This is a genomic window from Vibrio profundi (assembly GCF_043642225.1).
In the GTDB taxonomy this organism is placed as follows: domain Bacteria; phylum Pseudomonadota; class Gammaproteobacteria; order Enterobacterales; family Vibrionaceae; genus Vibrio; species Vibrio profundi_A.
The window spans coordinates 175,981-189,056 of record NZ_JBHZSF010000005.1 but is presented as its reverse complement, the minus strand read 5'-3'; the positions used below and the strand labels follow the sequence as shown (position 1 = coordinate 189,056).

At 45.2% G+C, this 13,076-nt stretch carries 13 protein-coding genes; 8 read left to right on the top strand and 5 right to left on the bottom strand.

All coding sequences use genetic code 11. The features are described 5' to 3' along the window. The first annotated feature begins 58 nt into the window (after positions 1–58). From ACHUFI_RS10625 to ACHUFI_RS10590, 8 genes are all read left to right on the top strand, one after another. Positions 59–490: a DUF1499 domain-containing protein gene (locus ACHUFI_RS10625; protein ID WP_394248921.1), complete on the top strand. Its 432-nt coding sequence runs from the start codon at positions 59–61 to the stop codon at positions 488–490. A gap of 92 nt (positions 491–582) precedes the next feature. Further along, positions 583–1,278, top strand: coding sequence for a 5'-methylthioadenosine/S-adenosylhomocysteine nucleosidase (gene mtnN / locus ACHUFI_RS10620; protein ID WP_394248919.1), 696 nt, complete (start codon positions 583–585; stop codon positions 1,276–1,278). A gap of 9 nt (positions 1,279–1,287) precedes the next feature. Further along, positions 1,288–2,241 (top strand): cobalamin biosynthesis family protein, encoded by a 954-nt coding sequence (locus tag ACHUFI_RS10615; protein ID WP_394248917.1) that lies wholly within the window; start codon positions 1,288–1,290, stop codon positions 2,239–2,241. Positions 2,242–2,268: 27 nt separating this feature from the next. Then, positions 2,269–3,087: a vitamin B12 ABC transporter substrate-binding protein BtuF gene (gene btuF, locus ACHUFI_RS10610; protein ID WP_394249070.1), complete on the top strand. Its 819-nt coding sequence runs from the start codon at positions 2,269–2,271 to the stop codon at positions 3,085–3,087. Between the two features lie 71 nt (positions 3,088–3,158). After that, a complete protein-coding gene (locus tag ACHUFI_RS10605) occupies positions 3,159–3,779 on the top strand; it encodes a TRIC cation channel family protein (RefSeq protein ID WP_394248915.1) in 621 nt (206 codons plus the stop codon). Positions 3,780–3,997: 218 nt separating this feature from the next. After that, positions 3,998–4,411, top strand: a complete 414-nt coding sequence (locus ACHUFI_RS10600; protein ID WP_394248913.1) for a VOC family protein — start codon at positions 3,998–4,000, stop codon at positions 4,409–4,411. A gap of 3 nt (positions 4,412–4,414) precedes the next feature. Further along, entirely contained in the window at positions 4,415–4,987 is a 573-nt protein-coding gene (locus ACHUFI_RS10595) for a flavodoxin family protein (protein WP_394248911.1), read from the top strand. A gap of 60 nt (positions 4,988–5,047) precedes the next feature. Continuing rightward, positions 5,048–5,893, top strand: a complete 846-nt coding sequence (locus ACHUFI_RS10590) for a LysR family transcriptional regulator (RefSeq protein WP_394249068.1) — start codon at positions 5,048–5,050, stop codon at positions 5,891–5,893. On the opposite strand, the gene ACHUFI_RS10585 is transcribed toward ACHUFI_RS10590, so the two are convergent. The 5 genes from ACHUFI_RS10585 to mutT form a co-directional block, all read right to left on the bottom strand. After that, positions 5,844–6,623: a TSUP family transporter gene (locus tag ACHUFI_RS10585; protein ID WP_394248909.1), complete on the bottom strand. Its 780-nt coding sequence runs from the start codon at positions 6,621–6,623 to the stop codon at positions 5,844–5,846. The genes ACHUFI_RS10590 and ACHUFI_RS10585 overlap by 50 nt on opposite strands. Positions 6,624–6,827: 204 nt before the next feature. Further along, the gene (gene carB, locus ACHUFI_RS10580; protein WP_394248907.1) at positions 6,828–10,058 is read right to left on the bottom strand and encodes a carbamoyl-phosphate synthase large subunit; all 3,231 of its coding nucleotides are present in this window, start codon (positions 10,056–10,058) and stop codon (positions 6,828–6,830) included. A 16-nt stretch (positions 10,059–10,074) separates the two neighbouring features. Next, entirely contained in the window at positions 10,075–11,214 is a 1,140-nt protein-coding gene (gene carA / locus ACHUFI_RS10575) for a glutamine-hydrolyzing carbamoyl-phosphate synthase small subunit (RefSeq protein WP_394248905.1), read from the bottom strand. Between the two features lie 502 nt (positions 11,215–11,716). Continuing rightward, positions 11,717–12,541, bottom strand: a complete 825-nt coding sequence (gene dapB, locus ACHUFI_RS10570) for a 4-hydroxy-tetrahydrodipicolinate reductase (protein ID WP_394248903.1) — start codon at positions 12,539–12,541, stop codon at positions 11,717–11,719. Between the two features lie 97 nt (positions 12,542–12,638). Next, a complete protein-coding gene (mutT, locus tag ACHUFI_RS10565) occupies positions 12,639–13,037 on the bottom strand; it encodes an 8-oxo-dGTP diphosphatase MutT (protein WP_394248901.1) in 399 nt (132 codons plus the stop codon). Positions 13,038–13,076: the final 39 nt, after the last annotated feature.

The following is a 13,076-nucleotide window of genomic DNA, read 5'->3' as shown; positions in this document are numbered from 1 at the left end:
CCTTTTTATTTTTCTATTAATAATAAGCATATATCGAAATTCAAAAGTAGACTCAACGATGAAAACTAGATTACTCCCTTTGGCCGCTATTGTTGGCCTAACCGCTTGCAGCCAAAGTCCTGAAACAATCGTAGATAGAAGCTCAAAAGCATGCGGCGAAAAGCCTAATTGTGTATCAACACTTGACGATAGAAGTGATTACCAACTCGCCCCCTATTTTCTTAAAGAAGCGGTCACTATTGATAACATCGAAGTCAGTGCCCTTAAATTACCCGGCGCTAAGGTCGCCGTGAAAGATACACAATACATCCGCATTGAATGCACGAGCCAAATCCTTAGATTTGTTGATGATTTAGAACTCCGTGTATCTGATAACCAATTGATTGTTCGTTCCGAGTCTCGAGTTGGTTATTCTGATTTTGGTGTAAATAGAGAACGAGCAGACCAACTTAGAGAGCTTCTTATCAAAGATGGTTTGCTGACTCAGTAGCGCAAACGAATGATCAATAGATCTATCGCCCACCTCTTTCGTTCCTGCTACACTTAGCGACTATTATTAAGACTTATTTAAAGAGATAACACATGAAAATCGGCATCATTGGCGCAATGGAGCAAGAAGTTGCGATCCTAAAAACAGCGATTACTGACATCCAAGAAGTAAGCAAAGGCGGATGTACCTTTTTCTCAGGTCAGCTAAACGGCGTTGATGTCGTACTTCTTCAATCTGGTATTGGTAAAGTAGCGGCTGCGGTCGGGACCTCAATTCTTCTTAATGAGTACCAACCAGATGTTGTTATTAATACAGGTTCTGCAGGGGGCTTCGACCCAAGCTTAAACCTAGGTGATGTCGTCATTTCAACAGAAGTTCGCCATCACGATGCTGATGTAACGGCATTTGGATACGAAATTGGCCAAATGGCTGGTCAGCCTGCTGCATTTAAAGCAGACGAAAAGCTAATGGCGGTTGCAGAGAAAGCTCTAGAGCAAATGGAAGATAAGCACGCGGTACGTGGCTTGATTTGTACTGGCGACGCATTCGTATGTACAGCTGAACGTCAAGAGTTCATTCGTACACACTTCCCATCTGTTATTGCCGTTGAAATGGAAGCTTCTGCCATAGCTCAAGCATGTCATCAATTTAAAGTACCATTTGTTGTAGTACGCGCAATTTCTGATGTAGCAGACAAAGAGTCACCAATGAGTTTTGACGAGTTCCTTCCTCTTGCAGCTCAAAGCTCTTCAGAAATGGTCCTGAAGATGGTTGACCTATTAAAGTAACCATCCGCCATGCAAGCAATGTTTGAACAAATATTTGCGAATGGAGTGCTCCTAGTTATGTGGGGAGCACTTCTGTTTCATTTAGTCCTTCCAATCCCCTACTCAGCACACCCAACAACACTCTGGCACAAATTCGCCGAGCTACTCGCGAGTAAAGTAAACAATAACCACAGTTACTCACAAAGCTTACTTTCAGGCACACTAGCCTGCCTATTAATGTGTTTACCTGCCTTAGTCGTTTTGTGGGCACTCAAACCTTTGGTATGGCAGCCCCAGCTATTTGAATTGGGCCTTCTATTATTAGCAATTGATTGGCGCAATAATGAAAAGTTGGCCAACCAGCTCATCAAAGCGCTCAGCAATGATGATAAAAAACTAGCTCGCCGTTTGCTTTCGCCTGTCGTCAATAGGCAAACAGAGACCTTATCAGTTCTCGGTCTAGGCAAAGCTGGCGCAGAAACCATAATAATGGGGTACGGTCGCAACGTTATTTGTGTATTGTTTTGGTACGGAATTGGAGGGGGTATTGCTGCTCTGATGTACCGATTAACCGCTGAGTTGGCTCGAGCTTGGTCTCCAAGTAGACAAGAATATTCACCTTTTGGCATTGCTGTTGTTCGTTTAACTGCCATGTTGGATTTCATTCCATTACGCTTATTTGCGTTGATGATCGTATTCGGTTCGAAAGCAGGTCATACATTCAGCACTATGTTATCTCAAAGCAAATCTTGGCCCCTGCCAGGGCCAGCTTGGTTAATTACCGCGGTAGGGAATAAGCTTGAGTTATCGCTAGGTGGCCCGGCTATCTATAACGATACGAAAGCGGTTCGCGCGAAATTAGGTGGACGAATCGCTCCTTCAGCACTTCATTTATCACAGCTTCAAAAGTTACTTGCGTGGAGAATTCTAGCCTGGATACTATTCCAAAGCTTAGTTCTTCTGCTCATACATAAAGGGATTTAAATGGTTATTCGTTCTTGCTATCGCTTCATGGCGCTAACGTCAGCTGCGTGCGCTTTCTCCGCTATAGCAGAATCAGAAAACAACATTGAGCGAGTAGTCAGTTTGGCTCCTCATGCAACAGAACTCGCATTTGAAGCAGGGCTAGGAGACAAAGTCGTTGCTGTCAGTGACAGAAGCGATTATCCACCCGCGGTCAAAAATTTAGAAAAGGTCGCCAATTATCAAGGTATCAAGGTTGAAAAAATCATCGCACTTCAACCTGATCTGATCCTTGCTTGGCCTGCAGGAAACCCTCCAAGAGAGTTAAGAAAGCTTAAAGAGTTTGGATTTAATATCTATTACTCACAAACCAAAACTCTCGATAACATTGCAACAAATATTGAACAACTCAGTCAATATGCCGATGAGCCTGAAATAGGAATGAGAAACGCAGAGGCGTATAGAGAGCGTCTGGAGTCACTCAGAAAAAAATACGCAAATGCCTCACCTGTTCATTACTTTTATCAGCTGAGTGAAAAGCCGATCATCACGGTTGCCCAAGGGCATTGGCCAAGTGAAGTGTTTGAATTCTGCGGTGGTGAAAATATTTTCCAAAACAGTGCTTCACCTTATCCTCAAGTTGGGATTGAGCAAGTCGTGCTACGAGAGCCCGAAGTTATCTTTACCTCTCAACACGCCATTGATAACGGAAATATGTGGCTAGATTGGAAAGCTGAAATACCAGCTGTTAGCAAACAACAAGTTTGGTCTCTCAATTCAGATTGGATTAACCGCCCAACACCTCGCACTTTGAACGCCATACAGCAAGTGTGTAATTTCTTCGATAAAGCACGCCAAAATCGCTAACTATTTGGAGCGAATTTTCGTACAATTCGCCCCACTACCATGTTCCCTAACTATACAAGAGCGTCAGTATCATGGATTCCATGCTGCTTTATTTTATTGATTTGTTTGGCACCGCAATATTTGCTATTTCCGGAGTGATCCTCGCTGGACGATTAAAAATGGATCCATTCGGCGTCGCTGTGCTTGGCAGCGTAACCGCCATAGGCGGAGGTACCATTCGAGATATGGCTCTGGGTGCAACTCCCGTTTTCTGGATCACCGACACCACTTACCTTTGGGTTATCTTATTAACATGCTTGCTGACGATGATCATTATTCGGCGTCCGAAGCGTCTTGCTTGGTGGATCCTGCCTGTCTGTGATGCGATTGGCCTAGCCGTATTTGTCGGCATTGGCGTTGAAAAGGCCATGGCTTATCAGGATTCCGCATTAGTTGCAGTGATCATGGGGGTCATTACTGGTTGCGGTGGTGGCATTATTCGTGATGTGCTTGCCCGAGAAGTACCCATGGTATTAAGAAGTGAAGTCTACGCGACAGCCTGTATTGTTGGCGGTGTATTCCACACAACTGCACTCAGCATGGGGCAAGACTCAGAGACAGCTTTTCTAGCAGGGGTTTTCTCTACTCTATTGATTCGCCTAGGCGCAATTCGTTGGCATTTATCTCTACCAACATTCGCACTCAATAAATAGTGCGTCAAACGCTTGAATCTTATAACGAAAACAAAAGGCTCTCCGGAGCCTTTTTTTGTGCCTGTCGATCTGATCCCTTCACCCAAACTAGCATTGCGTGGAACAAAAAGAAGTTAAATAAAGTTTTTTATTTACTTAATCGCTTTTTGAACTATATTAGTAAACAAATATCTTTATAAAGTTATTTATTTACTAATTAGAGAACACTGGAGGTTCCAATGCAGGCTTATGTTGAACACGCAAATATCACCGTCAGTAACATTGATGACGCCGTCCAATTTATCCAAACCGCGATCCCTGAATTTAAAGAGCGCCACCGCGGACAAACAAATTACCGCTGGTGCCATATCGGTACTGACGACAGCTACATTGCACTTCAAGAGGTCGTTGCAAGAGAGCAAACCGATCGCTCCCCTTATCTAGATGTAGGTATCAATCACATCGGTATCGTTGTTGATGACGTTGATCGTGTTGAGAAGCGCTTATCAGACGCTGGCTATGAACAGAACGATATCGGAGAAGCTAATCCATTTCGCAAGCGCGTCTATTTTTACGATGCAAGCGGTGTTGAGTGGGAGTTCATTGAATACCTTACTCAGGATGCTGAAAACAAAAATCTCTACGAGGATTAACCCATGAGACAGATCGGTATTGTTTTCTTCTCTAAGTGCGGTGCAACGAAAGCTGTCGCCCAAGCCCTCGCCGAAGGTGTTGAGGCTCAATCTCAATTCGTCACCATGGTTGAGGTATTACCCAGTGAAATTGTAGAGGGTCGCTACACCAACGACCAAAAGCTCAGGGAACTTGGAGAGTGTGACGCGATCGTATTTGGCTCCCCAACTTACATGGGGAGCCCAGCCGCACAATTTAAAGCTTTTATGGACGCCAGCAGCGATCCTTACTGCGCTAAAGCTTGGCGTAATAAATTCGCCGCAGGCTTTACCACGGGCGGCAGCCTTAACGGTGAGCAGCAGCAAACACTGCTGAGTTTTTTCACACTGGCATGTCAGCATGGGATGTTATGGATTGGACTCGATGCCTCTAAACACACCGATGAGTTGGGTCTCAATCGAACCGGCTCCAACATCGGCTTGGTGTCCAGCATCGATGACGGAGAAGAAGATGTAAACGTCAATGATCTGCTCACCGCTCGCTACTACGGCGCCCGAATTGCCACGCTAGTTCAAGAACTGGCAAACAAACACTAGAGTCATAGATTTGATTGAGATAAGTTGGGGATACTATTCCCAACTTTCATCAATAATCCTATGCTACTGGAAGGTATTGAAACACTGCTAGTACTCAGCAAAGCAAAAACCATGAGCCGCACTGGCAGCTTGCTGTATATCAGCCAATCAGCGGTAAGCAAACGGATTGCTAACTTAGAAAAGAAGTTGGGTAAAAAGCTCATCGAGCCAAGTGGTCGGCAGATAAAACTCACGCCAGATGCGATAGCACTGATCGAGAGTATTGGACCTACGTTCAATGAACTTCGTGGCCTTATTTATGAACAGCAAGAACTGGAAGATACAACTCTCATCACCTTAGACAGCTCTAAATCTTTGATAGCCGGCTATTTAGGTGAAATGATGGGGCAGTTTATCCAACAAGATAAATACATCACCATAACCACCAACCACACGCCCAGGATCATCGAACGAGTTCAGTCCGGTAAAGCAACCCTTGGTCTATGTGCTGGCTTGTTGCCGCCACATCATGGATTGATGACGTTTCATCTGTTCGACGAGCCCTTTTATATTGTAAGTAAGTTGCCATTGAAAGGGCTTCCACCCAAAGTCATCACGAATGACATGACTAACCCAGCCAACTCTTACCAACTTTCAGTATTAGAGAAGTTTGGCATTAAACCTTTGATGGAAATGGACGCTTACACCGCAGCGGCCCAGCTTGCATTAGGTGGAACAGGGCCCGCTTTGATTCCGCTCTCTATCGTAAAAACACTCAATATTGATACTGAATATCTGTATAGCTTCCAAGAATTAGCGGGCTTAATTCGACCGATTCATATCTGTGTGAGACCAAATAGCTATCAGTCTCCAAGAGTTAAAACACTGATAGAATCCATTGCTGATGCTGTTCCCAAAGCAACTTAGACGCCATTAGCATCGACATCACGATCACAAGGGGGCGAATCCACTTCTGCCCTTTTGTTACCACTACTTTAGCGCCCAGCTGAGCCCCCATAAAACCCCCAATTGCCATCACTAAACCCAGCTCCCAGATTGGCAAGCCAGCCAAAATAAAGAAAATCAGTGCCGCGATGTTAGAGGTGAAGTTCAACACCTTAGTACGCGCCGTAGCATCAACCAGTGAAAAGTGACCTATCGCGACAAAGCACACGGTAAAGATAGAGCCCGTCCCCGGCCCAAAGAAGCCATCGTAAAAGCCAACACCGCCACCAACACACAAAGCAAACATGGCTTCAGAGAGCTTTTGTTTACCTTCAGAGGCCTTGGTTTGTGGCGCTAATAAGAAGTAGAGAGAGATAGCGATCAACAGCAGTGGGATCACACTGGTCAATAAGCTTGCGTCAATGTACTGAACGAGTTCTGCACCAATCGCCGAGCCAATGAAGGTACACAAGATGGCGAGGCGCATCTCCTTAATACTAACGATACCGTTACGCACGAAGTACCAGCTTGCGGAAAAACTGCCGAAAGAGCTTTGCAGCTTGTTAGTTGCTAGGGCTTGTGTTGGTGGCACACCTGCAGCGAGCAATGCAGGCAAAGTCAGTAACCCGCCACCGCCGGCCATCGCATCGATAAAGCCAGCAGCCGTTGCGACAACAAACAAAATAGCCAATATTTCCAGAGTGATTTCCATATGCCCAACACCTCAAAGTCTCGTGTAGCGACAACTTACCATCCTGAGCAGGCGATCAATAACGAAACACAAGATTTTAACCTATTCCAAATATTCATCATTTAACTAACGCTGTATCACGAACATAAAAAAGCCCACTCCGAAGAGTGGGCTTTGAGCATTTATATCCGCTAACTTCAGTTCAGTTAGCTAAGCTAAGACAAATTAAGCTTGAGAAGCTTTCACCTGCGCGTGTAGCTCTTGAACAGAAGTTACTGTCGTCTTCGCATCTGCAGTGTGCGCCATACATGTCGCAAATGCTGCGTTTAGCGTAGTCGTGTAGTTCACCTTCTCAGCAAGTGCACCACGACGAAGAACTTTAGAATCTTCAATCGCTTGACGGCCAGCTGCAGTGTTCACGATGTAGGTGTACTCGTTGTTCTTGATACGGTCAAGAATGTGAGGACGACCTTCGTGTACCTTGTTTACTAGACGTGGGTTGATGCCCGCTTCGCCAAGAATCACTGCTGTACCGTGTGTTGCGTCTAGCTGGTAGCCAAGCTTAGATAGCTTAGATGCTAGGTCTACAACGCGCTCTTTGTCGCCTTCGCGAACAGAAAGAAGTGCACGACCGCCTTCTGGGTAGATGTTGCCACAACCCAATTCAGCTTTAGAGTATGCTTCTGCGAACGTCGCGCCAACACCCATAACTTCACCAGTAGAGCGCATTTCTGGGCCTAACAGTGGGTCAACACCAGGGAACTTGTTGAATGGAAGTACAACTTCTTTCACTGAGTAGTAAGGTGGAATGATTTCTTTCGTAAAGCCTTGAGACTCTAGAGATTGACCAGCCATTACACGAGCGGCAATCTTAGCGATTGGCGCGCCAGTTGCTTTAGATACGAATGGAACCGTACGTGCTGCACGAGGGTTAACCTCGATTAGGTACACTTCATTGTTCTTAACAGCAAACTGCGTGTTCATCAGACCACGAACACCTAGCTCGAATGCTAGCTTTTCAACTTGCTCACGCATTACGTCTTGGATTTCTTGGCTTAGCGTGTAAGCAGGAAGAGAACATGCTGAGTCACCTGAGTGAACCCCCGCTTGCTCGATGTGTTCCATGATACCGCCAATAACTACGCGCTCACCATCACAGATAGCATCGATATCTACTTCAACTGCGTCGTCTAGGAAGCTATCAAGAAGAACTGGCGATTCGTTCGATACGCTTACTGCTTCGTTGAAGTAGCGACGTAAGTCTTGCTCATCGTATACGATTTCCATCGCACGACCACCAAGTACGTAAGAAGGACGTACAACCAATGGGAAGCCGATTTCGCGAGATTTCTCTACCGCTTGTTCCATTGTTGTTACTGTCGCGTTCTCTGGCTGTAAAAGACCTAGACGGTCAACAGCAACTTGGAAACGCTCACGGTCTTCTGCACGGTCGATTGCGTCAGGGCTAGTACCGATGATTGGCACGCCAGCTGCTTCAAGTGCGCGAGCCAGTTTAAGTGGCGTTTGACCACCGTACTGAACGATAACGCCTTTTGGCTTCTCAACGCGAGCGATTGCTAGTACGTCTTCCAGAGTGACTGGTTCGAAGTACAGACGGTCAGACGTATCGTAGTCTGTAGAAACAGTCTCAGGGTTACAGTTAACCATGATGGTTTCGTAGCCATCTTCACGTAGAGCTAGTGATGCGTGTACACAACAGTAGTCAAATTCAATACCTTGGCCGATACGGTTTGGACCGCCACCAAGAATCATGATTTTGTCTTTTTCTGTTGGGTTTGCTTCACACTCGTCATCGTAAGATGAGTACATGTAAGCCGTATCTGAAGAGAACTCAGCCGCACACGTATCTACACGCTTGTACACTGGGTGGATATCATATTGGTCACGCAGACGACGGATTTCGCTTTCCGCTACACCTAGAATCTTAGATAGGCGCGCATCAGCAAAACCTTTACGCTTAAGCTTGTTTAGCTCGTCTTTATTTAGACCAGCAAAGCCTTTCGTTTTAAGCTCTTGCTCAAGCTTAACGATGTCTTCGATTTGAACTAGGAACCAACGGTCAATTTGCGTTAGGTTGAATACGCCATCTACTGACATACCCGCACGGAATGCATCCGCGATGTACCAAATACGCTCTGCGCCCGCTTCTTTTAGTTCGTGACGAATTGTTGTTAGTGCGTCTGGCGCATCTAGGTCAACCATTTCGTCAAAGCCAGTCGCGCCAACTTCTAGGCCGCGAAGTGCTTTTTGTAGAGATTCTTGCTGGTTACGGCCGATAGCCATAACTTCACCAACAGACTTCATTTGCGTCGTTAGACGGTCGTTAGCACCTGCAAATTTCTCGAAGTTGAAACGAGGAATCTTAGTCACTACGTAGTCGATGGTTGGTTCGAATGATGCTGGCGTTGCGCCGCCAGTGATGTCATTTTGCAGTTCATCTAGTGTGTAACCCACAGCCAGTTTCGCTGCAATCTTAGCGATTGGGAAACCTGTTGCTTTAGAAGCTAGTGCTGAAGAGCGAGATACACGTGGGTTCATCTCGATGATAACCATACGGCCATCTTTCGGGTTGATACCAAACTGTACGTTTGAACCACCTGTTTCAACACCAATCTCACGCAGTACCGCTAGAGAAGCGTTACGCATCAGTTGGTATTCTTTGTCTGTTAGAGTCTGTGCTGGTGCAACTGTGATTGAGTCACCCGTGTGGATACCCATTGGGTCAAAGTTTTCAATCGCACATACGATGATGCAGTTGTCGTTTTTGTCACGAACCACTTCCATCTCGTACTCTTTCCAACCGATAAGTGATTCATCGATAAGAAGTTCGTTGGTTGGAGATAGGTCCAGACCACGACGACAGATTTCTTCAAATTCTTCTTTGTTGTAAGCGATACCACCGCCTGTACCACCCATAGTGAATGATGGACGGATGATACAAGGGAAGCCAACCATGTCTAAAACTTTGTAAGCTTCTTCCATGCTTTTCGCTGTATCAGCAGTTGGACACTCTAGACCAATTGCTTTCATTGCTTTATCAAAGCGTGAACGGTCTTCTGCTTTATCGATAGCATCAGCCGTTGCACCAATCATCTCTACACCGAACTCTTCAAGAACACCGTATTTCTCTAGGTCTAGTGCACAGTTAAGTGCTGTTTGGCCACCCATTGTAGGTAGAACTGCATCTGGCTTCTCTTTCGCAATGATGTTGCGAACAACTTCCCATTGGATAGGCTCGATGTAAGTTGCATCTGCCATGTCTGGGTCAGTCATGATGGTCGCTGGGTTCGAGTTTACAAGAATAACTCGGTAACCTTCTTCGCGAAGCGCTTTACAAGCTTGAGCACCAGAGTAATCGAACTCACATGCTTGGCCGATAACGATCGGGCCAGCACCTAGAATTAGAATACTTTTAATGTCAGTACGTTTTGGCATTGTCTACTACTCCGAATTACGCTGTGTGCTGTTTAATTAGTTCAATGAAGTGGTCGAATAACGGCGCTGCGTCTTCTGGACCTGGGCTTGCTTCTGGGTGACCTTGAAAGCTAAATGCAGGTTTGTCTGTACGGTGGATACCTTGTAGAGAACCATCAAATAGAGACTTGTGCGTTGCACGTAGGTTTTCAGGAAGCGTCTCTTCGTCAGCAGCAAAGCCGTGGTTTTGCGAAGTAATCATCACAACATCACGATCTAAATCTTTAACTGGGTGGTTTGCACCGTGGTGACCAAACTTCATCTTCACTGTCTTAGCGCCTGACGCAAGAGCAAGAATTTGGTGGCCTAGACAGATACCAAAGATTGGTAAACCTTTATCTAGGAACACTTTTGTCGCTTCAATTGCGTAAGTACATGGTTCTGGGTCACCAGGGCCATTTGAAAGGAATACACCGTCTGGGTTCAGCGCAAGCACTTCTTCAGCAGAAGTTTCAGCAGGAACAACCGTTAGGCGGCAGCCGCGGTCAACGAGCATTCGTAGGATGTTTCGTTTTGCACCGAAGTCATAAGCAACAACGTGGTATGGCAATTCTGAATCTGCTTTCGCTTCAGGAAGTCCACCCGTAAGCGTCCACGAACCTTGTTTCCATTGATACGCTTCTTTTGTTGTAACTTCTTTCGCAAGGTCCATACCTTTCAGGCCAGGGAATTCTTTTGCTTTAGCTAGAGCCAAAGCTTCGTCTAAGTTGTTACCCGCTACAATACAACCGTTCTGTGCGCCTTTTTCACGAAGAATACGCGTCAGCTTACGAGTATCGATATCAGCGATACCAACAACGTTTTGCGACTTAAGGTAATCAGAAAGGGATTGTTCATTACGGAAGTTAGAAGCGATAAGAGGGAGATCGCGAATCACAAGGCCTTGAGCGTGGATTGAAGAGGATTCTTCGTCTTCGGAGTTGGTTCCGGTATTGCCAATGTGAGGATAAGTAAGGGTAACGATTTGTTGAGAGTAGGAAGGATCAGTGAGGATTTCTTGGTACCCCGTCATCGAGGTATTAAAAACGACTTCACCAACTGCGGAACCTACAGCGCCAATGGCTTCACCGTGAAATACTGTCCCATCTTCTAGGACAAGTAGTGCTGACTTTTTCAAGACAACCTCCAGAAATAAATATGCATTAAAATTGATTTAATTTGCAAATCTACCTTCCTGCAACACCAGAAACTGCGTGTTTATGGAAATTAGACAAATTGGCGGTATTTTAGTGATGTGCGTGATACGTGTCAACATTTAACGCAAAAGAAATTAAAGATTTGTAAGGACTAAATCAATTTGCCCAACCAAAGCTTCAAAAGTTCAACTTTCATGCTCTATAAAACTAGATATTACGATTTTCTAATTTTACCCCCTCACTTTACTACCCCACTGAGTACCAAAAACATCATCAACAAAACGCAATCGATAAAAACAAACAGAAAACATAAAAGTTTAGAGCTCTAAAGCAAAAACAAAGCCAAGCCAACAAAACCACAAGAAAAGTAGCGTGAGAATGGTGTTAAAGGGTAAATAAAAGAAAGGATAGAGAAACAAGATTACATGGAAAAAAACAGGAAATAAAGAAAGCGCCGGCAATTGCCAGCGCATAAATATCTATTTAAAGGTCATTCAAACCAAGGACATCTGTCATGGTATAAAATCCTGCAGGCTTATCGTTTAACCACACTGCAGCCTTAATAGCACCGTTAGCAAAAGTCATTCGGTCAGTTGCTTTATGGGTTATTTCGACTCGCTCACCAATATCAGCAAACATCGCGGTATGTTCACCGATTATATCGCCAGCACGAATTGTCGCAAAACCGATCTCATCTTTAGTGCGCTCACCGGTAATACCTTCACGAGCCCAAACTGCAACGTCATTTAGCTCATTACCCATCGCTCCCGCAATCGCTTCGCCCATACCAATCGCAGTACCTGATGGTGCGTCGACTTTATGGCGGTGGTGCGCTTCAACGATTTCCACATCGCAGTAATCGCCCATCACTTTAGCGGCCTTTTCTAGCAGCTTAAATACAAGGTTTACCCCTACGCTGTAGTTAGGAGCCATGATAATTGGCATCTCTAGCGACGCTTGATTGATCACTTCTTTTTCTTCTTCAGAAAAGCCCGTGGTGCCGATGACCAACTTCTTGTTGTACTTTTTACACAACTCGATATTTGCTAACGTACTTACAGGCGCTGTAAAGTCGACGATAACATCAAAATCATCAATCGCTTTTTCCAAGTCATCCACTAAAACAACGTTTAGTTGGCCCTCTCCACATAGCTCGCCAATATCAACTCCAACCAAAGAGGATTCAGGGCGTTCAGAGCCTGTACCAACTCTTGCTTGAGTATTTTGGTGTGCGGCTTTGACCAAGTTTCGGCCCATACGACCGGCTGCTCCTGCAATCGCAACTCTAACCACTGCGTTATTCTCCATCCGTTACTGTTAACGACTAGTACCAAGGTGGTCCAGTGCGCTTTATCAACTACATATTGCTAATAAACTATCAACAATCTCAAACTCTGGCTAGAGGTTAAGCAAACTCTTTTATCACACGCTCAACAATCGGACGGTTCGCTTCAGGGAATGTGTAATCCACTAAATCACTCACAGGAACCCAAAGTCCATCTTGCCCCTCTTTACCGTAAGGTTCAGATCCAAAAGCTGTTACTAACATAAAATCAAACTCTAAAGATTTATCCGGGTAGTCATGCTTTAGGTTCTCAAATACGTTCTGCTCAGTCACCGAAATACCGATTTCTTCATCGAGCTCTCGAATCATCGCCTGTTCTACTGTTTCGCCAAGTTCAACCTTTCCGCCTGGAAACTCCCAAAAACCACCTTTATGAAGATGATCCGGCCTTTTGGTAATAAATACTTGTGACTTATCCGAATTAAAAATGATGCCAGCTACAATATGAATGCGCTTCATGTCTATCCCTTCTGCTCAGCTTACTAATGAGCCTATCTA

What these genes read in the sequence shown, in the direction of transcription:
- ACHUFI_RS10625 (WP_394248921.1), top strand. Translation starts at nt 59, where the DNA reads ATGAAAACTAGATTACTCCCTTTGGCCGCTATTGTTGGCCTAACCGCT.
- mtnN (WP_394248919.1), top strand. Translation starts at nt 583, where the DNA reads ATGAAAATCGGCATCATTGGCGCAATGGAGCAAGAAGTTGCGATCCTA.
- ACHUFI_RS10615 (WP_394248917.1), top strand. Translation starts at nt 1,288, where the DNA reads ATGCAAGCAATGTTTGAACAAATATTTGCGAATGGAGTGCTCCTAGTT.
- btuF (WP_394249070.1), top strand. Translation starts at nt 2,269, where the DNA reads ATGGCGCTAACGTCAGCTGCGTGCGCTTTCTCCGCTATAGCAGAATCA.
- ACHUFI_RS10605 (WP_394248915.1), top strand. Translation starts at nt 3,159, where the DNA reads ATGGATTCCATGCTGCTTTATTTTATTGATTTGTTTGGCACCGCAATA.
- ACHUFI_RS10600 (WP_394248913.1), top strand. Translation starts at nt 3,998, where the DNA reads ATGCAGGCTTATGTTGAACACGCAAATATCACCGTCAGTAACATTGAT.
- ACHUFI_RS10595 (WP_394248911.1), top strand. Translation starts at nt 4,415, where the DNA reads ATGAGACAGATCGGTATTGTTTTCTTCTCTAAGTGCGGTGCAACGAAA.
- ACHUFI_RS10590 (WP_394249068.1), top strand. Translation starts at nt 5,048, where the DNA reads ATGCTACTGGAAGGTATTGAAACACTGCTAGTACTCAGCAAAGCAAAA.
- ACHUFI_RS10585 (WP_394248909.1), bottom strand. Translation starts at nt 6,623, where the DNA reads ATGGAAATCACTCTGGAAATATTGGCTATTTTGTTTGTTGTCGCAACG.
- carB (WP_394248907.1), bottom strand. Translation starts at nt 10,058, where the DNA reads ATGCCAAAACGTACTGACATTAAAAGTATTCTAATTCTAGGTGCTGGC.
- dapB (WP_394248903.1), bottom strand. Translation starts at nt 12,541, where the DNA reads ATGGAGAATAACGCAGTGGTTAGAGTTGCGATTGCAGGAGCAGCCGGT.
- mutT (WP_394248901.1), bottom strand. Translation starts at nt 13,037, where the DNA reads ATGAAGCGCATTCATATTGTAGCTGGCATCATTTTTAATTCGGATAAG.